We start from the raw sequence: 22,980 nt of genomic DNA, 5'->3' as shown, positions 1-22,980 counted from the left end.
CGCCCAGGGATGGAGGAAGAACGGTGCATAAAAAGGGGAATATCAACTATTTTAAATTGTTAGTAACTTGTCCGGAAAAGCCAGGCATTATTTCAGCAGTATCCAATGTGCTGCTGGAGCATCAGGCTAATATTGTTCAATTTGATCAGCATACGACGAATCCGAAAGACGGCCTTTTTTTCATGAGAATTGAATTTGACATGGAAGAGGGCGATGCGGCGCTTGAGCAGCTGGAACAAGGGCTGCAGCAATTAGCGCAAACTTATCCGATGGAATGGCAGCTGAAAAATAAAGCGAAAGCGAAGCGGATGGCGATTTTTGTCTCTAAAGCAGATCATTGTTTAATGGAGCTGATTTGGCGCTGGAAGTCAAAGGAGCTTCCAGTAGAAATTCCAATGGTGATCAGCAACCACCCGGACTTGAAGGACATCGTGGAAAGCTACGGCATTCCTTACTGCCATATCCCTTTGTCCCATGAAACGAAAGAGGAAGCTGAACATAAAGCGATGGAGCTGCTGGAAGGAAAAGTGGACTTTATCGTTCTTGCGCGATATATGCAAATCCTGTCTCCCGGTTTTATCGCCAAATATCCGAATCAAATTATTAACATTCATCACTCTTTCCTGCCGGCATTCGTAGGGGCCAATCCGTATGTCCGGGCGTTTAACCGCGGGGTCAAGCTGATCGGGGCAACCGCTCATTATGTAACAAATGAGCTGGATGAAGGCCCGATTATTGAACAGGATATTTTGCGGGTCAATCACCGCTATACCGCGGAAGATTTAAAAATCGCCGGCCGCCACGTGGAAAGAAGCGTGCTTGCCGAAGCGGTCTCCTGGCATGTAGAGGATAAAATCATTGTACACGGCAATAAAACGATTGTATTTACTTGAGCCTGATGGTAGGAAATCAACTCTTACTCGATGGCACGTGCATGTTATTGGCCGCCTTGTGTATCGGACTTTTTCTATGGAATAAACAGCAAGAGAAGCCTGGGTTTTTGCAGGTTGCTTTGCTTCTTTATGCGTTGGCTGTCTTAGTTGCTTCGCTGTTCAATCAATGGCAGCCGGAAACCATTTTTCGCTGAAAAGGAGCTGGTCCAAAGGGTCATGAAAATGACCTTTTGCCCAAGCTCCTTTTTCTGGTGCGCTGATTACCGGCTTTTCTGCCGCAAATATCGTTTGTCGTGCATAAACAAACTCCAAAAATAAATGAACCCGGGGAAGAGAATGGCGAAGCCGACAATATAAGTAGCGAATACTGCCATGAAGGAGTTAGGATCTGTAAAGCCGGACTGGATCGTTATGTTAGGATACACGATATACGGCAAATGTGCTTTTCCGTATACATAGCTGGCAATGAAATATTGAACCGTGACGGCTATCACCGCAATTCTTGGCATGCCTTGTATGTTTTTATCGGCATATGAAGGAAGAAACAAGGCGAGCCCGCCGATTAAGAAAAAGCCGAGGGAAGTGAGCAGAAGCGGGAGCTCCTCCATCATTCGCGTATATAGCCAAGGCGTCTCCGTTTTTAACGTGAGCATAATCACAAAGGCCATTAGTACGGAAAGGGGCCCTAAGATTTTTCCATCCCGCAAATAAACTTTATAGGCGTCCATTTCGCGGGAGGTTTTCGAATAATCGGCTAACAGCAAGGAAGACAAAAACAAGGTGCTGCTAATGGCAAAGCCGATAAAGGCGTATTCGCTTGGGCTGGTAAATAGCTTCTGCAGGCTGAGAACGGGATGTCCGCCTCTGTAGTCGATAAATGCTCCATGAGAAATGGGCAGAACGCTGATTAACAGGCCGGGTATTAAGATGCCGGTAATGCCTGAAACGTAGGTGAGCGGTTTTTTATATTCCGTCGCAATGTTCGAGAAAACTAAAAAGGCACTTCTAATAGCCAGCAGCAGCAATATAAGGCTTCCAGGGATGAGCAAAATGGTACCGAGCGTGTACGCTGCTTTCGGAAATAAACTATACACCGCAACCACTAAGGCGACAATGAACGTATTGGTCACCTCCCATGTAGGAGACAAATACCGGTTGGCAATATTGGTTGCTTTCGTTTTTTCCCTGTTCAGATAAATCATCGACCAGAAGCCTGCGCCGAAATCCATCGTCGCCATGATTGAGTAAATAAATACGAACCCCCATAATATCGTAATGGCGATTAATTCATTGGCCATCTGCCTCGCCTCCTATCGAGTTAAGTAAAATTATTAAGCTCTGCTTTCAGCTTTTTGAAGGTCATCCAGCTCTGTATGCTTTCGGAAGAAATACCGCAGCACAACCACTACCGTGATGCTCAAAAGAACATAGACACTAAAGAACGCGAGAAAGAGGACGCCGAGGTTCGTCGCGGATGTGACAGAATCAGCGGTGGCCAGCACGCGGTAAATCACCCATGGCTGCCTTCCCGAGCAGGCGAATATCCAGCCGCATTCAATCGCAATAACAGCGAGTGGCCCGGATAAGACGAGTACCCATAAAAACCAGCGGGGAAATCGGTCCTTTTTCAAGAGTTTTTTCCAAACGATGCCGAGCAGAGCAATGAGGATGAGCAGCGAACCGATCCCGACCATCGCGTTAAAGAGGGTATGAATAAATAAGGGCGGCCACAGTTCTTCCGGAAAGTCATTTAACCCGACAACGACTGTATCGAAGCTGTTGCCTGCCAAAAAGCTTAGGACCCAGGGAATTTCAATTGCGCCTTTAACAGACTGTGTTTCCCGGTCCGTGATGCCTCCGATGGCCAAGGGAGCATGCGACTGCGTTTCAAACAATCCTTCAGCCGCAGCCAGTTTTTCCGGCTGGTATTCATGCAAATATTGAGCGGATTCATGCCCATTAACAGCTGTTAATAACGAGAAAATTCCTCCTAATACGAGACTCACCACTAAGGCCTTTTGATGAAAAAGATAGACTCTGGAACCATGCTTGTTTTTCATCATTTTAAAGGCCGCTACGGAAGCAACGACGAAAGCGCCGACCACATAGGCCGACAAGGCGACATGTCCGGCCGTCACAAAAAAGCTTGGATTGAAAAAAGCCTCCCATGGATTAATGTCGAAGAATTTTCCGTTTTCATATCGGAATCCTGCCGGCGTTCCTTGAAAAGCGTGCACATTTGTAATTAAGACAGCAGAGGCTAAGGCCCCTAAGGCTACTAGCGTTAAACTGATAATCCGCATCCACGGAGCGATCCTTTCAGCTGCGTAGACATAGATCGACATAAACAGCGCTTCAATAAAGAAAGCGTAAATTTCAATTTGAAACGGCAGCGGCATGACCCGGCCAATGGTCTCCATGAACCCTGGCCAGAGCAATGATAGCTGGACCCCGGCAATCGTGCCGGATGGAATGCCGACTCCCAGCAGAACAGCAAATGTTTTGGTCCAGCGCTTCGCCATGACTACATAATCTGTATCTTTTGTTTTTTGATAGAGCAACTCCGCTGTCAAAATCATTAAAGGCAGCCCCACGCCAATCGTCGCAAAAATAATATGAAAAGCCATCGTCATCCCGAACAAGGAGCGTGCAATCAATAAATTATCCATCATTTCTTCCGTCCTTTCTGTCTGTCTCCTATCATTTCCAACAAAAAGCAAGAATATGTAAGAGAGTTCATCTCCTTGTCTGGAAATGCTAAAGAAGCCTAGCCGTTCTGCCAGCTTTCTGTTTGCTAAAGCAAAAACATTTTAATTATAAATAGTTAAATGTTAAAATAATTAAGATGGGAGAAATGAACGATATAAAGCAGCCTCAGCAGCAGGCATATCATAAAGGAGTGACAGGGATGAAACGGGTAGAAGGAAAAGTGGCTCTTGTAACAGGAGGAGCTTCAGGTATTGGATTATCAGCAGCTACATTAATGGCTAAAGAAGGAGCCAAGGTGGTCATCGCTGACTTTAATGTGGAAGGAGCTAAAGAAGCAGCAGAGAACATCAAGAAACAAGGCGGAGAAGCCACTGCTGTGTTTCTTGATGCAGGAAAAGAAGATTCCATTAAAGCAGCGGTTGATTTTACAGTTGAGAACTATGGAACGATTACCGTTCTCTTTAACAATGTAGGTTCAACCAATCTGCAAAAAGATTTGGATGTCGTCAATATCGATCTGGAGGAATGGGATCGCTTGATGAATATCAACACAAAAAGCGTTCTGTTGGGCAGCAGATTTGCCATCCCTCATATGATCAAAGCGGGGGGAGGGTCCATTATTAATACAGCCTCAATGGCCGCCTTTGCCGGTGATTCGCTTCGTTCGGCTTATGGCGCGTCCAAGGCGGCGGTAGTGAACCTCACAAGGTATATTGCTGCTCAGTACGGAAAAGAAAACATTCGCTGCAACGCCGTGGCGCCGGGATTGATTTTAACCCCTGCAGCGAAGCAAAGCATGCCGGAAGCCGTACTCGATATCTTTTCTAAATTTAATGCGCTGCCTTATCACGGCGAGGCGGATGATATCGGATACACGGTGTTGTTCCTTGCTTCAGATGAGTCCAAGTTCATTACCGGACAAACGATCCAGGTAGAAGGCGGACATTATATGGGTAACCCGAGCATCGCTGATTTCAATGAGTTTATGGAGCAATCCCGCTCGAAATGATCAGCTGCTAATCTGAAAAACAAAAGGGGTTTGGAATGAAAATCAGCTGTTCCAGCCAAGCGTCTGAAAAGCCCATCGCCTGTGCGATGGGCTTTTCACTATTTCTTCAATAGCAAATATATAAAATAGGGAGCGCCGATTAAGGCGACGATAATGCCGGCTGGAATACCATCCGGATCAGCCAGATTGCGTCCGGTCGTGTCGGCAAGCAGCAGCAGCCAGCCGCCGGTAAGAACAGCCACAGGAATCAACAGCTGGTGTCTGGGACCGACCAAGGCTTTGGCAATATGGGGGGCCATTAACCCGATAAAGGAAACTCCGCCCGTGACTGAAACCGCTGAAGCGGCTAAGGCAACCGCTGTTAAAAGCAGCGTCAAGCGCTCTTTTTCGATCGCTACGCCTACGCCGATGGCTGCCGGTTCATTTAAGCCAAGAAGATTTAACCGATTCGCTTTATACAAGGAGAAAGGAATCAGCAGGGCCAGCCACGGAAGGAGCGCCCAAACAAAAGGCCAGTCCGTTCCCCAAATATTCCCGGCCAGCCATTTGGCGATAAAGTCCACCTTGGAACGCTCAGCAGATGAGATCAAGATCACCATCAGGCCGGAGAGTGCCATCGAAAAGCCGACTCCGACAAGCACCATCCTGACCGGCTGCAGGCCGGTCGTTTTGTTATAGGCACAAGCGTATAGGAGACTGGCTGTCAATAAAGCGCCGGCAAAAGCCATAACTGGCAGCGCGTAAACAAATGAATCCGCTTTGACCGGAAAGAACAAGAAGAAAAGCGCAATGGCGACACCGGCGCCAGAGTTAATCCCAATAACCCCGGGATCAGCTAAATCATTGCGTGTGATTCCTTGCAAAATAACCCCGGACAATGCCAGCGCCATACCGGCCAGCAAGGTAAGGACCATTCGCGGCAAGCGAATGGAAAATAAAATAAATTCTTCTTTAAATGTCCCCTGTCCAAGAAGGGTGGGGACAATCCTGTCATATGGCAGCGGCACATATCCCATTCTTATGCCGATGATGGCTGTAGCGAGAATCAGCGCACACAGCATACATAAAATGATTCGCTGTTTTTTGATCACTGCAGGTTGAATCATGAGAACATGCGGCCTCCTTTTCGGACAATGAACAGAAAGAAGGGCAGCCCCATTATCGATACAATAGCCGCCACTGGTGTTTCATAGGGAGCGCTGATCGTCCGTCCAAGTGTATCAGCAACGAGCATCAGCGAAGCGCCGGCGACAATGGACATCGGAATGATGAAGCGGTAATCTGTTCCGACAACCGCTCTTACCATATGAGGCACCATTAACCCGATAAAGGCCATATTTCCGACAAGAGCCACAGCTGCGCCGGCCAGCAGAACGATGACTGAGAAGAGAATCATTTTTATAAGGTTGGTTTTTTGGCCTAGTCCGGTGGCTACTTCCTCGCTTAAGCTTAAAATGGTCAGCTGTCTGGCCAGCAGAAGAGACATGAAAAGACCGATTAAAATGAACGGTATAATAATTTCTAGCTGTTTCCAGGATGTCCCGATCAAGCCTCCCGATGTCCACATCGATACGTCTTTTGAAATTTTGAAATAAAGGCCGATGCCTTCAGCTACAGCGTATAAAAAGGCTGAGACAGCTGCGCCTGCCAGTACAATTCGAAGGGGAGAGAATCCTCCTTTTTTCAGCATCCCAATGCCAAATACCATGCCGGCCGCGGCCGCAGCCCCGATCAAGCAAGCCACCATGAGATAGAAATAATTGGCTGAAGGGAAAAAAGCAATGGTGACAGCAAGAGCGGCATTTGCCCCGGCAGTCAGCCCGAACAGTCCGGGATCGGCCAGCGGATTTCTTGTCATGCCTTGCATGATAGCGCCTGAAACAGCTAAGGCAGCTCCAACGAATACCGCAGCCACTTCGCGTGGCAGCCGGATTTCGCGGATAAGAGATATATTTTTGCCATTGGCATCAGAAGCGATCGCCAGCCATACATCTTTGATTGTTGTATCTGCCGCTCCAAGCACGAGAGCAGCAACAAACGACAGGACGAACACAAAAATACCGGCTGTCAATGGATAGATAAATAAAGTAAAGCGTTGATTTTCTTTTTTCATTCATCTCTCATCTTTTCTTTTATGAAATAGGGTCGATTTTTTGCTTGCCGCAGCCAGGAATAAAGAGGAGACGTTCCCTTTCTCCTTATTGCTTGCCAAGAAAGTGTTGAACAAAGTAGTCGAGCTGAAATTCTAACGTAATAGGGTCATTGAAATAGAATTCTTTAGCGTTCACTTCAAATAAACGGTTGTTTTTAACAGCCGGTATGTTTTTATATGTGTCTGTTTCTTGGAAGGAATGATCAGTATCCGAATTTTTGCTGAGAACTACATAATCTCCGGAAAATTCAGGAAGAACCTCTAAAGACAAAGCATAATATCCATCCTTCAAGGCCATTTTCTTCACTTTTTCCGGCATTTTCAGCTTCATTTCCTGATAAAGAATTTCCGTTCCTCGCCCCCAGTTATCGCCAAATACATAGAGCTGCTTGTCAAAGTTTTCAATAACGGAAATGGTTGTATCCTCGCCGATTTTGGCTTTAATGTCTTTTCCGGCCGAATGGGCGCGTTTTTTAAAGTCATCCACCCAGGCTTGCGCTTCCTTTTCTTTGTTAAGAAGCTTGCCAATTTCAATATGCTGCGTTAAGTAATCTGCTTTTCCGTATGTGTATGTAACAGTAGGAGCGATTTCTTTTAACTTATCAATATTTTTGGTCGTCGATAGGCCAATAATTAAATCGGGATTAAGCTCGATAATTTTTTCCAGATTTTCGTCTGACACTTCTTTTGCATTTTTTAGTTGCTTCGCGAAACGCGGGTTCATTTTAGACCATGAATCTACTCCAACGAGATTTACATCCAAAGCCATTACGTTTCCTGCAAATGATTGAAGAACAACCACGCGTTTCGGATCGGCAGGTACTTTGACCGGTCCCGTTTCAGCTTCATAAGTGATCATTTTCGGTTTGCTTTCTTTGGAGGCTGTTTCCTTTTTATCGGATTCTCCGCCGCTGCATGCACTCAGAACGAGCACGATCAGCAGCAAGCATGAAACAATTATTTTTTTCATTCTTTCTGTTCTCCTTTGATTAAGTGATAAGTTAGGCACATGGGTTTGTTTGTTCGGGGGTCCCGCCCGATCTCGGCGTCAATATGAAATACCTGCTTCAGCACCTCATGTTTCATGACTTCCTCACAGTTTCCGGATGTAACGATTTTCCCGTCCTTTAGGGCAACAATGTAATCAGCAAACCGGGCCGCCTGATTTAAATCATGAAGCACCATTACAATCGTGCGTGCCTGTTCACGATTCAGTTTTTGCAAAAGCTCCAGCACCTCCAGCTGATGGGCCATGTCTAAATAGGTTGTCGGCTCATCCAGAAAAATAATGTCTGTCTCCTGGGCAAGAGCCATGGCAATCCAGACGCGCTGGCGCTGCCCCCCGGACAGCGCATCTACGGGAAGAAATTTAAAGTCCTGCGTGCCAGTCGCGGCAAGCGCCCAGTCAATGACTTGATCATCTTTTTCTGTTAAGCGTCCAAAGCCTTTTTGATAAGGAAAGCGCCCGTAAGACACCAATTCGCCGACGGTAAGGCCGCTTGCACTTTCTGGTGTTTGAGGGAGAATCGCCATTTTTCTGGCAAGAGCTTTTGTATTTTCTTTTGCAATATTTTCTCCATCCAAAAGGACTGTCCCGGATTGATGGGGGATAAGGCGGGTAATGGCCTTTAGCAAAGTAGACTTTCCGCAGCCATTTGAACCGATAATGGCCGTGATTTTTTTGTCAGGGATTTCCATGCTCAACTCTTTAACAATTAACCGCTCGCTATAGCCCACATTTAAGCCATCTGTGCAGAGACGAATCATAGCCTCACTTCCTCCGTAATAAATGATAATGATTATCAGTTTCATTCATCTACATACTATAATTCGCTTATATCCTGTTGTCAATGGGTATTTTTTATTGCCTGGGCAATGGAAAAAGAGTATATTAATTGATAATGATAATCAATTACATTTGATGATTGAGGAGGCGAGTGAATATGGAACAACCAGAATTGTTTGATGTCACCATTATAGGAGGAGGGCCAGCGGGTCTTTATTCAGCGTTTTACAGCGGATTGAGGGAAATGAAAACAAAGCTGATCGAATACCAGCCGCGATTAGGAGGAAAGCTGCATGTGTATCCGGAAAAAATGATTTGGGATGTTGGGGGCCAGCCGCCGATTCCGGGAGCTCAATTAATCGAGCAGCTGGTGGCACAGGGGCTGACGTTTCACCCTGAAGTGGTGCTAAATGAGAAAGTAGAGTTTATTACCAAGAATGAGGAGGGCATGTTTATCCTGCATGCGGCTTCGGGACGGAAACACTTTTCTAAAACCGTTATTGCTGCCGTTGGAGGCGGAATTTTAAAGCCGCAAAAGCTGGAAATTGAGGGAGCAGAGAAGTTTGAAGTGTCGAATTTGCATTATACCGTTAAATCTTTAAAGCGTTTCAAGGATAAAACAGTTGTTATTTCGGGCGGCGGAAACTCGGCGATAGATTGGGCTAACGAGTTAGAGCCCATTGCCAAAACCGTTTATTTAACTTATAGAAAAGGAGAATTAAACGGCCATGAAGCACAAGTTACGCAATTGATGAACAGCTCAGCCATCTGTTTGTTCCATACGTCTATTACGCGGCTTATCGCCTGCAAAAACCATGAAGCGATCGAACGGGTGGAGCTGACCAATCATCAGACAGGTGAGACTACATACCTGCCAATCGATGAGGTAATCGTTAATCATGGCTATGAACGGGATAAACAATTATTTGAGAATAGTGACTTGGACATTGAAAGAGTAGATGAATATTTCATTGCCGGAAATGCCTCCAGCGAATCATCGGTAGAGGGCTTTTACGCCGCCGGAGATATTCTCAAGCACGACGGCAAGCTGCATTTGATCGCAGGCGCTTTTCAAGACGCAGCCAATGCGGTCAATCAAGCCAAGCAATTGATTCAGCCCGGGGCATCTAAAACCGGCATGGTCTCGTCCCATAATGAGATCTTTAAGACGCGCAACAGAGAACTAGTGAAACAGATGATGAAATAGAAGAGGAACGCTCTTCTCTAAGAAGGTCCCTCTTTACAAAAGGATCGGCAAGACAGACAAAATCCAAGGGACCGTAAAAAGGGTGATCAGGGCGGCCAAGATCATCGATAAGCTGGAAATGGTCCCTGTTATGGAGCTGAACTCAAACGCCTTTGATGTGCCGGCCCCGTGTGCGCCCGTGCCAAGCAGCACTCCCCGGGCAATGTCATTGTCGATCCGCAGCAGATGAATGATTATCGGGCCGATAATAGATCCGAGCAGCCCGGTCATAATGACAAATACAGCTGTAATGGCGGGAATGCCGCCAATGGTCTCAGATACGCCCATAGCGATCGGCGTAGTGACAGAGCGCGGGATGAGGCTTTCCACAATTTGTGGATTTAAGTGCAGCATTTTAGCAATCGCCATCGATGATAGAATGGCGGCAATAGAGCCGGAGAATACGCTGATAAAAATTTCAGCTGCATGTTTTTTTAATATATTGAAATACTTATAAAGAGGAACAGCAAAAGCGATAGTCGCCGGTTCAAGCATCCGGCTGAGCCATTGTGCGCCTGCATCGTACGATTCATAAGAAATGCCGGTCAATAGCAAGCAGCCGCCAACTAGCACAGGAACCGTAAGCAGGGGAGACAAATAGACTTTCGGCTTGTGCTTGTAACACCATTTGGCTCCCCAATATAAACTTATAGTGAAAACAAGACTAAAGAGAGCGGTCATGATGATTGTCTTTGCCCCTTTCTTTCGGCGATTTTTTTGGCCGTCATCCCCGTGCAGGCCATAACTACGGCTGTGCTGAGAATAATGACTACTGTGATATAGATCCCGTCATCTATGAGCATTTCTTTATATTTTATAATTCCTACAGCGGATGGAATAAAAAATAATAATAATTCCGCCAGCAGCCAGTTGGCCCCCAGCTCAATCCACTCAAGCCGGATCACCCTCGTTTGCAATAGGATAAAAAGAATAAACATCCCTAAGATGCTTCCCGGAACTTTTAAATGAAGGACGTTAACTAGCTGTTTCATGCTGAGAGAAAAGGCGCATAAGAGCATGACTTGCACGGTGCTTCCAAGGAAAATCCTCATGTCATTTCCTCCTTTCAAAGAAAAGTGTACTTCATCTTCTTCTATAGGTAAAATGCATATATAGAATAAACAGTATTCCTTTTATCTATCATTAAAAAGGAGAATGAGCATGGATATCCGGCATTTACACTATTTTTTGCAGGTGGCTCACCATAAAAGCTTTACGAAAGCAGCCCAGTCTTTGTACATTACACAGCCGACCATCAGCAAAATGATTAAGAGCATTGAAGAGGAATTGGGAGTGGTGCTGTTTAACCGCTCAGGCAAGCAAGTGGAATTAACCGATGCCGGGCAGGTGATCTTTGCCCAGGCACAGGATATTGTTCACTCTTTTCAGCATTTGTCGGTAGAGCTGGATGATTTAATTCATTTGAAAAAAGGCCGTATTACCATTGGATTGCCGCCAATGATCGGATCAAGCTTTTTTCCGAGAGTGTTAGGGAAATTTCGTGAACAATATCCGGACATCGTTATTCAGCTTGTAGAAGACGGAGCGAAGAAAGTAGAAGAGCATGTGGAGAAAGGCCTGCTTGATATTGGAGTCGTTCTGTCACCTGCCAATGAAGCGCTGTTTCATTCGTTTTCACTTGTTGAGGAAAAACTCATGCTGCTCGTCCATCCTTCTCACCGGCTGGCAGAACAAGAAAAAGTGAAGTTATCCGAGCTGCATCAGGAGTTTTTCGTGTTTTTCCGCAAAGACTTTGCGCTTCATGATCGGGTGATTGCTGAGTGTGTAAGGGCGGGATTTCAGCCGCAGGTAGTCTATGAAAGTTCGCAATGGGACTTTATTAGTGAAATGGTAGCGGCTAATCTCGGAATTGCGCTTCTTCCGGAGCCGATTTGCCGGGAGCTTGATAGAAACCGCATCCGAGTGCTGCCGCTTGTTGATCCTGTGATTCCCTGGCACTTAGTGATGATTTGGCGGAAAGATCGTTATCTCTCGTTTGCCGCGCGCGAATGGCTGCGGTTTACCCAGGATTTGTTTGGATAAGAAAGGTTTTTAGATAACGCGCCTTCATTCTCTGCAGAGGGAAGGCGCGTCAGGCAGCAAATGGATTTAATGCTCTTCCAGGTTATTTAAGGAAACCGTCTGCTCGTGTTCCGGTTCGTCTAAACGATAGATTCTGGCGGTTTCATTTTCTTCATCCACATGCTGGATATAAATCGGCATTCCCTGATACGTCACATGCTTCATCATCGGTGAATCAGCAATTTCTTTAGCGCGTTGTTTGTTCATGTATAAGCCTCCTTATCCATTGATTTCCCTTCTAATATGGGCATTGAACGGCTCATCTATTCTCTGTTTCAATCAGCTGCATGGTAAAATAAACGGGTGGCAAAACGGAAAATGGCCTGGTGACAGACAAGATAAATGTTTACATAGCAGGGGCGTTCCTATTGAGGGCCGATCCTTGCAAGAATTAAATAGAAGAAGGAGTTCACATGAGAGAATTTATTGTCATAGGTGCAGGAATTTTAGGAGCATCCGCTGCTTATCATTTAGCGAAAGCGGGAGCGGAAGTGACGGTGATTGATCGAGAGGATAAAGGGCAAGCAACAGATGCGGCGGCAGGCATTATTTGTCCGTGGCTGTCCCAGCGGCGGAACAAGGCTTGGTATGCCCTTGTCAAAGGAGGAGCCGCCTATTATCCATCATTGATCAGGCAGTTGGAGGAAGAGGGAGAAACGGAAACCGGCTATGAGCGAGTAGGCGCGGTCAGCCTGCATACGGATGCCGGCAAGCTGGAGAAAATGAAAGAACGGGCATTGGAGAGGAGGGAGCATGCGCCCGAAATAGGCGACATTCGCCTTTTGGCTTCTTCGGAAACATCTGAGCAGTTTCCGCCTCTATCGGAAGAATTCGCTGCTGTTCATGTCAGCGGAGCAGCAAGGGTTAATGGCCGGGAGTTAAGAAATGCGCTTCTTCAGGCCGCCAAAAAGCATGGCGCTGTTCATCTGCGCGGTTCTGCCGAGCTAGAACATGCTGGGCGAAAAGTGACTGGCGCACGCGTGAACGGCCAGAGCTATGCAGCCAATCGCGTGATAGTGGCCGCAGGAGCTTGGGCAGATGAACTGCTGGCACCGCTTGGGCTGAATTTTCAGCTTACCTCGCAAAAGGCCCAAATCGTTCATCTGCAGCTTGAAGACACGGACACTGCCGGCTGGCCGGTCGTGATGCCGCCTAACGATCAATACATTTTGGCGTTTGATCATGGCCGTATTGTGATTGGCGCGACCCATGAGGAGCATGAAGGATTTGACCGGCGTGTGACGGCTGGCGGCTTGCACGAAGTTTTTGATAAAGCGCTGGCTGTCGCTCCTGGCTTGGCAGATGGCACATTTGTGGAGGCGCGTGTTGGATTTCGGCCGTTTACGCCGGGGTTTTTGCCCGTTATCGGAGAGGTGCCGGGAGTGGAAAACCTTCTGCTTGCCAATGGTCTTGGCGCTTCCGGTTTAACAGCTGGTCCTTTCCTCGGAGCCCAGCTTGCTAAGCTGGCACTCGGTGAAACGGTTGACATTGATCTTCAGCTATACGATGTAGCGGGCGCCATCGACGCTTAAAATCTTCTTTTTTTAACTTCGCTTATCCTGGGTATAACATCAATAACCAAGCAGCCAGGGGAGGAAGCGCGATGAAATGGAGAGGAAGAAGAGAAAGTGCCAATGTCGAGGATCGCAGAGGGAGAGGAGGAGGAACGCTGATCGGGGGAGGCATCGGCGGCCTGATTCTGATCCTCGTTTTCGCTTTTCTCGGCGGTGATCCGGCCGATTTGATGAACGGTCTGCAAACAACGGATGATGCCAATACCGGCACATATGAAGAAACCGAGAAGGAGAAAGAACTTTCGCGGTTCGTATCCGTTGTGCTTGCGGATACAGAGGATGTATGGTCAGAGATTTTCAGGCAGCAGGGCTTAGTTTATAAAGAGCCGACACTTGTGCTTTATACGAATAGCGTGCAGTCGGCTTGCGGTACATCAAGTGCGTCAGTGGGGCCGTTTTATTGTCCAGGTGACCAGAAGCTGTATATTGATTTAAGCTTTTATGATGAGCTGCAGCAAAGGTTTCATGCACCCGGCGACTTTGCTATGGCCTATGTGATTGCCCATGAAGTGGGACATCATGTCCAAACCCTTTTAGGAACGAGCGACAAAATTATGCCTCTGCGCCAGCAGCTTAGCGAGGAGGAGTTTAACAAATATCTTGTGCGCTTTGAACTGCAGGCGGATTACTTGGCCGGCGTGTGGGCCCGCCACGCTGAAGGGAAGGGGGTCTTAGAGGAAGGGGACTTGGACGAAGCGTTAAATGCAGCCAGCGCGGTTGGTGACGACACGCTTCAAAAGCAGGCGAGAGGCTATGTTGTGCCTGAAAGCTTTACGCACGGAACATCTGAACAAAGAAAGCGCTGGTTTAATAAAGGCTTTCAATCCGGCAGCTTAACGGGCGGGGATACCTTTAATGCCCGTGATTTATAAAAAATTTCTTGACGAGCGGCCGCCGACGATTTCCGCAGGATCTGTCAGAGAGCTATCTTGAAAAAAATGGAGAAAGACCCCGCTCTTCTTTGTTTCAAAGAGGCTTTAATTGATGTATAATATAATCTGCAAATGATTCAGCAACGTACAAGATTCGTTATATAAAAGCATCAGCAGTTCCTTACAGTCAGTTTGAAAAAGTGTTGAAAAGCCAGTCTGTTTTGCATTCATCATTTGATTCAGATTCAAAGTGGAAAGAGAGTGTTTACGATGGGACGTAAATGGAACAATATTAAAGAGAAAAAAGCGGCAAAAGATGCCAACACAAGCCGCATATATGCGAAATTCGGACGCGAAATCTATGTGGCGGCGAGACAGGGAGAACCGGATCCGGAATCCAATCAAGCGTTAAAATTCGTGCTTGAGCGCGCTAAGACCTACAATGTGCCGAAGCATATTATCGATCGTGCGATTGAAAAAGCAAAAGGCGGATCAGATGAAACGTATGATGAGCTTCGTTATGAAGGGTTTGGCCCGAACGGCTCGATGGTGATCGTCGATGCCTTGACGAATAACGTCAACCGCACAGCATCAGAAGTGCGGGCTGCTTTCGGCAAGAACGGCGGCAACATGGGAGTGAGCGGGTCAGTGGCTTATATGTTCGATGCTACTGCCGTCATTGGAATCGAAGGCAAAACAGCTGATGAAGTGCTGGAAATTTTGATGGAAGCGGACGTTGATGCAAGAGATATCATCGAAGAAGACGAAGCCGTTATTGTTTATGCCGAACCGGACCAATTCCATTTGGTGCAGGAAGCATTAAAAGGCGCCGGCATTACGGAATTTACCGTCGCTGAACTGACCATGCTTGCGCAAAATGAAGTGACCCTTCCGGAAGAGGCGCAGGCTCAGTTTGAAAAGATGATTGATGCACTCGAAGATCTGGAAGACGTGCAGCAAGTATACCATAACGTAGATTTAGGTGAATAAGAAAACAGGCCTTCGCCCGAAGCGAAGGCCTGTTTTTTTAATGATTTGTAAGGAGTGTTTAAAAAATTGTAAAGAGTCTCCGATTTATCTGTATTGAATTTTAAAAATAGTTAGAATATCATATATACTTATTATCATTTTCACCAAGCCGCTCGTCCCGCTCTTTTACGTGAGCGATACAGACACCAATAGAAGATCATTAGGGACGTTGTTATTTCAAAATAATTTATTAGGAGGTTTTGCATGACAAAGACGAAAAAGGATTTTATAGGATTTGTGAAGGTTATTCCGAAGGTTCTGCAAACGGTGTTAAATATTTCTCTTGTTTTTCTGGCTATTATCTTAGTTTTTTTGCTGATTAAGGAATTAGTTGTATTCAGCCAAATTTTAATTGAAAGAGGCACAAATGATTACAAGCTGTTCCTGGCTAATATTCTCATCTTTTTCCTCTATTTCGAGTTTATTACGATGATCGTCAAATATTTTAAAGAGGACTATCATTTCCCGCTGAGATACTTCCTTTATATCGGCATTACGGCGATGATTCGGCTGATTATTGTTGACCATGACCACCCTATTAATACACTCATCTACTCTCTCGTTGTGTTAATTTTAATTATCGGTTATTTCATTATGAATTTAACTCCGCATGACAGGCCAGAGGTTAAGTGGTTTTTCCAAAAGAACCATTCAGATAAGGATTGATTTGGACGGTGTGCACGCACCGTCCTATTTACTTATCTTTGAAACATAAAAAATGACCTGGAAATTGGTATGTTATAATAAGCCCTTACTATATTTAACTTTGTAATTGGCAGGGATATGTATGTTTTCACAGTCGTTTTTACAATTAAATACGATTTTTATTAGTATCTTGATTGAAGCGGTTCCGTTCGTGCTCATTGGGGTTTTCATTGCGGGCTTTATCCAGATGTTTATTACCGAGGAAATGCTGGCGAAGGTGATACCGAAAAACCGATGTTTAGCTGTTTTGTCAGCTGCGTTCATTGGCGCTTTGTTTCCGGCCTGCGAATGCGGCATCGTGCCGATCGTCCGCAGACTGATTCTTAAGGGAGTTCCTTTACACGCCGGGATAGCATTTATGCTAACGGGACCCGTGATTAATCCGGTTGTTTTGTTCTCAACCTATCTTGCATTTGGCAGCCAATGGGACATGCCTTTCTACCGCGGCGGCTTATCATTCATTGTGGCGGTTCTTGTAGGCCTGATTATTTCAAGGCAATTTAAGGGAAATCAGCTGATCGCTAAAGGAGCGGTACGTAATCATTGCGATGCTTCCGGAAAGCAGACGTTTATGAAGAAGTTCGCGGGAATGCTGCGCCATGCGGCAGATGAATTCTTCTCGGTTGGCAAGTATCTAATTATCGGGGCCTTTGTTGCCGCCGCTATGCAAACGTATGTAAAAACGTCCACGCTGCTGGAAATTGGGCAAACAGAAGCGGCTTCTCATCTTGTCATGATGGGCTTAGCCTTTGTTTTGTCTCTTTGTTCAGAGGCGGATGCCTTTATCGCTTCCTCCTTCAGAAGTACGTTCTCTACAGGCTCCTTAGTCGCTTTTCTCGTTTTCGGCCCGATGGTTGATATTAAAAATGTGTTGATGATGCTTGATGCGTTTAAAAAACGTTTTATTTTGTATTTAGTCGCCTATATTGCAATTTTTGTATTTATCGGTTCATTGTTGATTTAAAGGGGGAGACAGAATGTTTCGCATCTATATTTTGCTGCTGTTTACTTATTTCTTTTTCCACCTTCATGCTTCCGGCAACATTGCTAAATATATCAATATGAAGTATGCCTATTTGTCTTACAGTGCTATTTTTATTTTTGCGCTTTTGACGATTGTTCAAGTATATGACTACTTCAAAGGGGGCGGGGAAGCGGCCGGCGAGCCGTGCTGCGATCACGATCACAGTGACGAAAAGGACAAGCCTTTTTATCAGCGGTGGTTCTTTTACGGCGTCTTTGCTTTTCCCCTAGCCGCCGGCTTATTTTTTCCGATTGCTACGCTCGATTCCACTATCGTCAAATCAAAAGGATTTTCATTTAAGCCGATTGAGCAGATTGAAGCGGCTGATCATTATGCCCAAACTCAATATTTAAAGCCCGATACAAGTGTGTATTATGGCAAAGAAGGCTATGATGAGTTGATGGAAAAAGAGCTGTCGAAGTATATTTCTAAAGAGCATATTGCGTTACGTGACGATCAGTTTTTAAAGGGAATGGAAACAATTTATCACTTTCCGGGAGATTTTCTCGGAAAGGTGATTGAGTTTGACGGTTTTGCCTTCCGCGGGGAAAGCCCTGATCAGCGTCAGCTGTTTGTGCTCCGGTTTGGTGTGATCCATTGTGTGGCGGATTCAGGGGCTTTCGGGATGCTGGCTGAATTTCCGGAAGAAACAAAGCTGCAGGATGATGACTGGATTCATGTGAAGGGCACATTGTCATCGATGTATTACCAGCCATTCAAAGCGACGATTCCTGTGCTGCGCGTGAAAGAATGGCATGCGATTGACAAGCCGAAGGAGCCTTACGTTTATAGAGGATATTAAAATGCTGAAGGGTGTCTGCTTTTATGTTAGATTAGAAGCATGACACGCGGAAAGGGTGATTGGCATGGGACAGTGTAACATTGATCATTCGCAGGAAGAGGTCATTCAAAAGCTGGAAAGCCAAAGAGAGTTTCTCCCGCCTTCTTTATATGAAGACCTTCATGTATTTTTGCAAAGCCGGCACGCACAGCACACGTTAAATGAACTGTTTCATTTATTTAAAAAATACGATCTTGCTTCCCGGGAGGAGCAGGAAGACCGGAATGAAAAGCTGGGACGGTTTGTCCGTTGATGGGAAAATACATAGCAGCCTGAAGCATTGCCGCTTCAGGCTGTTTTTTTATTCCATCAGGCCGGCGACGATTTCATAAGAGCGCAGCCGGTCTTCATGGCAGAAAATCTGTGAATTCACAATGATTTCATTTGCTTTGGTCTCGGCCAAGAAGCGTTCCAGCTTTTGTTTCACCGTATCGGGGGTGCCGATAATGGTAGCCCGGGAATCGAGTGTTTGTTCAATCGCAGCCTGCTCAAAGGGGCTCCATACTTGATCAATGTCATCGATCGGCGGCTTCAGCTGTGTCGGTTCTCCTCTTCTTAAGCTTAAAAATTGCTGCTGTTGAGAGGTAGCAAGCCAGCGGGCTCTTTCTTCTGTATCAGCGGCGATAATATTGACACCAACCATGGCATATGGTTCTTCCAGCACATTGGAAGGTGTAAAGTGACCGCGGTAAATGTTTAACGCAGGCAGTGTGTAGTCTGCTGCAAAATGGCTGGCAAAAGCGAACGGCAAGCCTTTCTCAGCAGCAAGGCGGGCACTGAAATCACTAGAGCCGAGAAGCCAGATCGGAATGTTTAAACCCTCGCCGGGAAAAGCACGCACGCGAGCGGATGGATTAGTATCAAAATAAGCTTGAAGCTCATCCAGCTGCAGGGGGAAATCTTCAACGCGGCTGTGAAGGGTGCGGCGCAGAGCAAAGGCTGTAGCCTGGTCACTTCCGGGCGCCCGTCCAATGCCGAGATCAATCCGTCCGGGATATAACGATTCAAGTGTTCCAAATTGCTCGGCAATGACAAGTGCTGCATGATTAGGCAGCATAATGCCTCCGGAACCTACACGAATATGCTCGGTTGCTCCAGCGATGTGGCCAATCATAACGGGTGTTGCTGAACTGGCAATGCCCGGCATATTGTGGTGTTCCGCCAGCCAATAGCGTGAGAAGCCCCACTTTTCTGCATGCTGAGCGAGATCGGTGCTATGTTTAAACGACTGGGCTGCAGTGCTTCCCTCTAAAATGGGGGCCAGATCGAGAACGGATAAAGGAATGCCTTGGAAATGCTTCAGTTGTGGTGCAGTCATGTTTTCTCCTCCTTACAAGCTCTGTGCAATAAGCAATGATACAGCGTTTGCGGCTGATCTTCCAATGAATTGCCTGCAAGGTATCACAAAAAAACTGATTGAACGCCTTGTTAAGCAGGCGCTAAATCAGTTTTGAAGCGGGCGCTAGGAGCCGGTTAATCCCTGACCATTTTCAGCTTGTCAATTTGCGCTAAATTAGCAATGCCGCACAGGGAAAGAGAAATTTCTATTTCGCGGGCAAAATTCTCAATGACTTGTTCGACGCCTTGCTGACCGTGGGAAGCTAGCCCATAGAGGAAGGGGCGGCCGATTAACACGGCATCTGCGCCCAAGGCCAGCGCCTTCACAGCGTCAATGCCGCGCCGGATGCCGCTGTCGAATAAAACGGGCACCTTCTTTTGAACAGCTTCAGAAACGGCAGGAAGCGCATCAATCGCAGCGATGACTCCGTCAAGCTGCCGGCCGCCATGGTTAGAAACGATTAAGCCGTCGACACCATGCTCTACTGCCAGACGCGCATCTTCGGGATGCAAGATTCCTTTTAATAAAATTGGCAGGCGAGTTCTTTCTTTCAGCTTAGCAATGTGCTTCCAATGAAGAGATAAAGTTTGCATGTTTTCAAGAATAGCGGCAACAACGGATGTCTCATCATGCCTATCCAAGGCTTTCATGAACGCCGGATCACTTTCATAATTGGCCTTTCCAAAGCCTTGTGACAGCGGGGAAAATTGGCTGCGGATATCCGTTTCCCGAAAGCCGGTTCTTACGGTATCCACGGTAAGGACGATCGCTTCATAGCCCGCTTTTTCCGCTCGTTCGGCCATACTGCAGGAAACTTCTTCGTTATTGGACCAGTAAAGCTGGAACCATTTAGAGCCAGATGGAGCGGCAGCTGCTACTTCTTCGATGGAATGGCTGGCCACTGTGCTTAATACGAAAGGAACGTGACAAGCAGCCGCTGCTTTAGCAGAGGCCAGCTCTCCTTCAGGATGGGCAAGGATCTGCATGCCAATAGGGGCCAGCAAAAAAGGCCGTTTGTATGTATGGCCAAATAGAGTGACACTTAAATCAGCATGAGACACATCGCTCAGCATCCTTGGGACGATGGCCCATTTCCCAAATGCTTCTTCGTTTCTTCTGGCTGTTTCCTCCCGGCCCGCACCTGAGCTTGCATAACCATAGCCTCCTGCCTGCATAAGGCTGGCCGCTTTTTTCTCCCATTCCTCAAAAGAAAGCGGAAAATCTGTTTCCTTGCTGTTTGTTTCAGCTGCTGCCAGCTGCTCTTGTCTGCTCATCTTCTATAACCCTCTTTCTCTACAATTTTGAATTTTCTATCTTTTTATTGTAAAGTTTCTTTTTTTACTTGTATATAGCTTTTGCTGTAAATGAAAAAGCCGGCAGCCGCCGGCCTTCAGTTATTTAATTTCTCGCGTTCCTCTGGTGTGAATACGCGTGACCGCGTTAAGAAGCGTTTGCCTTCGGGACCTTCGAGAGAAAACATCCCGCCGCGCCCATTAACAACGTCAATAATCAGCTGTGTATGCTTCCAATATTTGTATTGCGCTTCACTGATATAAAAAGGGGCATCGCCGATTTTGCCAAGCAGCACATCGCTGTCACCCGTTAAGAACTCGCCTTGCGGATAGCACATAGGGGAACTTCCATCGCAACAGCCGCCTGATTGATGAAACATAAGAGAGCCGTGTTTTTCTTTTAGCTGGTTTATTAAAGCAAGAGCAGCTGGAGTTGCTGTTACGCGCTCGACCATTCCAATGCGCTCCTTTCTCATTAGCGTAAGCCTTATTGCTGGTAGTGAGACAGCATCATCAAGTGATTTTCACGCCCAATGCCGGCTTATAGCCGCCGAAAGCGGCATGGGCTAGGTAGTGATGATAACAGTTTGTCCATACGCGCCGCTGTCTGCTCAGCCGGCCTCAGCCCGGCAGAGGAAGGACTGTCCGTTCATTGTTTCTTAAAAGTTACGTTCGACCCTTCCAGACCGGAATTCGCATAAATTCTTGTGACTCTTCTTTTTAGAAGGGTAGAAATCAGAATTTTTTGAAATATAATTCGCAACTTTATCATCTCTATTTACTAGTTGAAAGTCAAATCATATCCTTATAGGGTCTTCGGTTGCTGCTGATTAAGTTATTTATCATAGAGATTATTTAAAAGTAATTTCTTTTTTAAAATAATTATAATTTAGTATTGATTTTTCATTGATAGATGTTATCATTAAGTTACCAACTAAAACAAGACGAGGTGACGTTTATATGAATAATCGATTAACAACAAGCTGGGGAGCCCCCGTAGGCGATAATCAAAATTCACAAACAGCTGGACAGCGCGGCCCTACATTAATTCAAGATGTTCACTTGCTGGAGAAGCTGGCGCATTTTAACAGGGAGCGGGTGCCAGAGCGGGTTGTTCATGCGAAAGGAGCAGGCGCCCACGGTTATTTTGAAGTCACAAACAGCGAGATCGCTAAGTATACGAAAGCAAGCTTTTTATCTGAAGCCGGGAAGCGCACACCCTTATTCGTTCGATTCTCAACTGTAGCGGGTGAATTGGGTTCTGCCGATACGGTTCGTGATCCGCGCGGATTTGCGGTGAAGTTTTATACAGATGAGGGCAACTATGATTTGGTCGGAAATAATACACCTGTTTTTTTCATTCGCGATGCGATTAAATTTCCAGATTTTATCCATACGCAAAAACGTGATCCGCAAACACATTTGAAAAATCCGACAGCTGTGTGGGATTTCTGGTCTTTATCCCCGGAATCGCTCCATCAAGTGACCATTCTGATGTCTGACCGCGGCATTCCGGCAACCTTCCGCCATATGCACGGATTCGGAAGCCATACGTTTAAGTGGGTGAATGATCAAGGAGAAGCGGTTTGGGTCAAATATCACTTTAAAACAGACCAAGGCATTAAGAATCTTGATGTGGAACTGGCTGCCAAACTAGCAGGAGAAAATCCTGATTATCATACGGAAGATTTATTTCATGCGATTGAAGCAGGGGACTATCCTGCCTGGACACTTTATGTGCAAATCATGCCAGCTGCAGACGCGGACACATATAAATGGGATCCGTTTGATGTAACAAAGGTGTGGTCACAAAAAGATTATCCGCTTATAGAGGTTGGAAAAATGGTGCTGAACCGCAATCCGGAAAATTATTTCGCGGAAGTTGAGCAGGCAACCTTTTCTCCGGGCACATTCGTCCCTGGAATTGAGGCCTCACCTGATAAGATGCTTCAGGGCCGTTTATTTGCCTACGCGGATGCCCACCGTTATCGTGTAGGCGTCAATCATAACGCTCTGCCGATTAATGCGCCGAAATGTCCTGTTCACAATTATCAGCGTGACGGCCAAATGCGGTTTGACGGCAACGGCGGCAAGTCGGTCTATTATGAGCCAAACAGCTTTGGCGGTCCGAAAGAGGTGCCGGAAGCCAATGTGACTCCATTGGCGATAACAGGGCAGGCAGGCACCCACAATTACAGCCAGGACGATCATTATACACAGGCGGGCGATTTGTACCGTTTAATGAGTGAAGAAGAAAGAACCCGTCTCGTAGCAAATATTGTCGGTGCAATGAAGCCGGTGCAAAGTGAAGAGATTAAGCTTCGCCAAATCAGCCATTTTTACAAAGCCGATCCGGAATACGGCACGCGTGTAGCAAAAGGGCTTGGTCTTGCCGTACCCCAGGAAGCATAAAAAAGAGAGGTGAAC

24 protein-coding genes are annotated in these 22,980 nt (G+C 46.3%); 12 read left to right on the top strand and 12 right to left on the bottom strand.

All coding sequences use genetic code 11. The features are described 5' to 3' along the window. Positions 1-23: 23 nt before the first annotated feature. A complete protein-coding gene (gene purU / locus BBA02S_RS06125; protein WP_041095596.1) occupies positions 24-893 on the top strand; it encodes a formyltetrahydrofolate deformylase in 870 nt (289 codons plus the stop codon). Positions 894-1,153: 260 nt separating this feature from the next. On the opposite strand, the gene BBA02S_RS06120 is transcribed toward purU, so the two are convergent. Then, positions 1,154-2,191, bottom strand: coding sequence for a cytochrome d ubiquinol oxidase subunit II (locus BBA02S_RS06120; protein ID WP_041095595.1), 1,038 nt, complete (start codon positions 2,189-2,191; stop codon positions 1,154-1,156). Positions 2,192-2,224: 33 nt separating this feature from the next. Then, on the bottom strand, positions 2,225-3,562 hold the full coding sequence (locus tag BBA02S_RS06115) for a cytochrome ubiquinol oxidase subunit I (protein ID WP_041113844.1): 1,338 nt from the start codon (positions 3,560-3,562) through the stop codon (positions 2,225-2,227). Between the two features lie 239 nt (positions 3,563-3,801). Here BBA02S_RS06115 and BBA02S_RS06110 point away from each other — a divergent pair, with 239 nt between their 5' ends. Continuing rightward, the gene (locus BBA02S_RS06110) at positions 3,802-4,611 is read left to right on the top strand and encodes an SDR family NAD(P)-dependent oxidoreductase (protein ID WP_041095809.1); all 810 of its coding nucleotides are present in this window, start codon (positions 3,802-3,804) and stop codon (positions 4,609-4,611) included. Between the two features lie 98 nt (positions 4,612-4,709). On the opposite strand, the gene BBA02S_RS06105 is transcribed toward BBA02S_RS06110, so the two are convergent. From BBA02S_RS06105 to BBA02S_RS06090, 4 genes are all read right to left on the bottom strand, one after another. Further along, positions 4,710-5,717: a FecCD family ABC transporter permease gene (locus BBA02S_RS06105; protein ID WP_041113693.1), complete on the bottom strand. Its 1,008-nt coding sequence runs from the start codon at positions 5,715-5,717 to the stop codon at positions 4,710-4,712. Continuing rightward, positions 5,714-6,724, bottom strand: coding sequence for a FecCD family ABC transporter permease (locus BBA02S_RS06100; RefSeq protein WP_041095593.1), 1,011 nt, complete (start codon positions 6,722-6,724; stop codon positions 5,714-5,716). The genes BBA02S_RS06105 and BBA02S_RS06100 overlap by 4 nt, the downstream gene beginning before the upstream one ends. A gap of 85 nt (positions 6,725-6,809) precedes the next feature. Continuing rightward, positions 6,810-7,733: an iron-hydroxamate ABC transporter substrate-binding protein gene (locus BBA02S_RS06095; protein ID WP_041095591.1), complete on the bottom strand. Its 924-nt coding sequence runs from the start codon at positions 7,731-7,733 to the stop codon at positions 6,810-6,812. After that, positions 7,730-8,530, bottom strand: a complete 801-nt coding sequence (locus tag BBA02S_RS06090) for an ABC transporter ATP-binding protein (RefSeq protein WP_041113694.1) — start codon at positions 8,528-8,530, stop codon at positions 7,730-7,732. The genes BBA02S_RS06095 and BBA02S_RS06090 overlap by 4 nt, the downstream gene beginning before the upstream one ends. Before the next feature lie 176 nt (positions 8,531-8,706). Between BBA02S_RS06090 and BBA02S_RS06085 the strand changes: the two genes are divergently transcribed. Beyond that, entirely contained in the window at positions 8,707-9,756 is a 1,050-nt protein-coding gene (locus tag BBA02S_RS06085) for an NAD(P)/FAD-dependent oxidoreductase (protein ID WP_041113695.1), read from the top strand. A gap of 33 nt (positions 9,757-9,789) precedes the next feature. Here BBA02S_RS06085 and BBA02S_RS06080 read toward each other — a convergent pair whose 3' ends face one another. Both BBA02S_RS06080 and BBA02S_RS06075 read right to left on the bottom strand, forming a co-directional pair. Next, positions 9,790-10,476 (bottom strand): CidB/LrgB family autolysis modulator, encoded by a 687-nt coding sequence (locus BBA02S_RS06080; protein WP_041095587.1) that lies wholly within the window; start codon positions 10,474-10,476, stop codon positions 9,790-9,792. Then, positions 10,473-10,847: a CidA/LrgA family protein gene (locus BBA02S_RS06075; RefSeq protein ID WP_041113696.1), complete on the bottom strand. Its 375-nt coding sequence runs from the start codon at positions 10,845-10,847 to the stop codon at positions 10,473-10,475. The genes BBA02S_RS06080 and BBA02S_RS06075 overlap by 4 nt, the downstream gene beginning before the upstream one ends. A gap of 109 nt (positions 10,848-10,956) precedes the next feature. On the opposite strand from BBA02S_RS06075, the gene cidR reads away from it, so the two are divergent. After that, a complete protein-coding gene (gene cidR / locus BBA02S_RS06070) occupies positions 10,957-11,838 on the top strand; it encodes a cidABC operon transcriptional activator CidR (protein WP_041095585.1) in 882 nt (293 codons plus the stop codon). Between the two features lie 66 nt (positions 11,839-11,904). On the opposite strand, the gene BBA02S_RS06065 is transcribed toward cidR, so the two are convergent. Next, the gene (locus BBA02S_RS06065; protein WP_041095584.1) at positions 11,905-12,084 is read right to left on the bottom strand and encodes a small acid-soluble spore protein H; all 180 of its coding nucleotides are present in this window, start codon (positions 12,082-12,084) and stop codon (positions 11,905-11,907) included. A gap of 206 nt (positions 12,085-12,290) precedes the next feature. Between BBA02S_RS06065 and BBA02S_RS06060 the strand changes: the two genes are divergently transcribed. The 7 genes from BBA02S_RS06060 to BBA02S_RS06030 all read left to right on the top strand — a co-directional run bounded on the left by BBA02S_RS06060 (position 12,291) and on the right by BBA02S_RS06030 (position 18,175). Continuing rightward, entirely contained in the window at positions 12,291-13,409 is a 1,119-nt protein-coding gene (locus tag BBA02S_RS06060) for an NAD(P)/FAD-dependent oxidoreductase (protein WP_041095583.1), read from the top strand. A 71-nt stretch (positions 13,410-13,480) separates the two neighbouring features. Continuing rightward, the gene (ypfJ, locus tag BBA02S_RS06055; RefSeq protein ID WP_041113697.1) at positions 13,481-14,323 is read left to right on the top strand and encodes a KPN_02809 family neutral zinc metallopeptidase; all 843 of its coding nucleotides are present in this window, start codon (positions 13,481-13,483) and stop codon (positions 14,321-14,323) included. A 270-nt stretch (positions 14,324-14,593) separates the two neighbouring features. Further along, complete coding sequence (locus BBA02S_RS06050; RefSeq protein WP_041113698.1) at positions 14,594-15,313, top strand: YebC/PmpR family DNA-binding transcriptional regulator; 720 nt, start codon at positions 14,594-14,596, stop codon at positions 15,311-15,313. Positions 15,314-15,556: 243 nt separating this feature from the next. Further along, entirely contained in the window at positions 15,557-16,018 is a 462-nt protein-coding gene (psiE, locus tag BBA02S_RS06045; protein WP_041113699.1) for a phosphate-starvation-inducible protein PsiE, read from the top strand. A 121-nt stretch (positions 16,019-16,139) separates the two neighbouring features. Then, positions 16,140-17,021, top strand: a complete 882-nt coding sequence (locus BBA02S_RS06040) for a permease (RefSeq protein ID WP_041113700.1) — start codon at positions 16,140-16,142, stop codon at positions 17,019-17,021. 13 nt (positions 17,022-17,034) lie between these two features. Beyond that, a complete protein-coding gene (locus tag BBA02S_RS06035; protein WP_041095578.1) occupies positions 17,035-17,883 on the top strand; it encodes a TIGR03943 family putative permease subunit in 849 nt (282 codons plus the stop codon). 64 nt (positions 17,884-17,947) lie between these two features. Continuing rightward, a complete protein-coding gene (locus BBA02S_RS06030; protein WP_041095577.1) occupies positions 17,948-18,175 on the top strand; it encodes a hypothetical protein in 228 nt (75 codons plus the stop codon). Positions 18,176-18,223: 48 nt separating this feature from the next. On the opposite strand, the gene BBA02S_RS06025 is transcribed toward BBA02S_RS06030, so the two are convergent. From BBA02S_RS06025 to BBA02S_RS06015, 3 genes are all read right to left on the bottom strand, one after another. Next, the gene (locus BBA02S_RS06025; RefSeq protein ID WP_041095576.1) at positions 18,224-19,240 is read right to left on the bottom strand and encodes an LLM class flavin-dependent oxidoreductase; all 1,017 of its coding nucleotides are present in this window, start codon (positions 19,238-19,240) and stop codon (positions 18,224-18,226) included. Between the two features lie 155 nt (positions 19,241-19,395). Then, positions 19,396-20,535, bottom strand: a complete 1,140-nt coding sequence (locus BBA02S_RS06020; RefSeq protein ID WP_052477301.1) for an alpha-hydroxy-acid oxidizing protein — start codon at positions 20,533-20,535, stop codon at positions 19,396-19,398. Positions 20,536-20,651: 116 nt separating this feature from the next. Further along, positions 20,652-21,008 carry a DUF779 domain-containing protein gene (locus tag BBA02S_RS06015; RefSeq protein ID WP_041095575.1) on the bottom strand — a complete coding sequence of 119 codons (357 nt, stop codon included), beginning with the start codon at positions 21,006-21,008 and terminating at the stop codon, positions 20,652-20,654. Positions 21,009-21,513: 505 nt separating this feature from the next. On the opposite strand from BBA02S_RS06015, the gene katA reads away from it, so the two are divergent. Next, positions 21,514-22,965 (top strand): catalase KatA, encoded by a 1,452-nt coding sequence (gene katA, locus BBA02S_RS06010; protein ID WP_041113701.1) that lies wholly within the window; start codon positions 21,514-21,516, stop codon positions 22,963-22,965. The last annotated feature ends 15 nt before the right edge of the window (positions 22,966-22,980 follow it).

Source organism: Bacillus badius NBRC 15713 (genome assembly GCF_001591605.1).
Classification (GTDB): Bacteria; Bacillota; Bacilli; order Bacillales; family Domibacillaceae; genus Pseudobacillus; species Pseudobacillus badius.
Note: the sequence above shows the minus strand (reverse complement) of the source record. Positions and strands in the feature narration are given on the sequence as shown.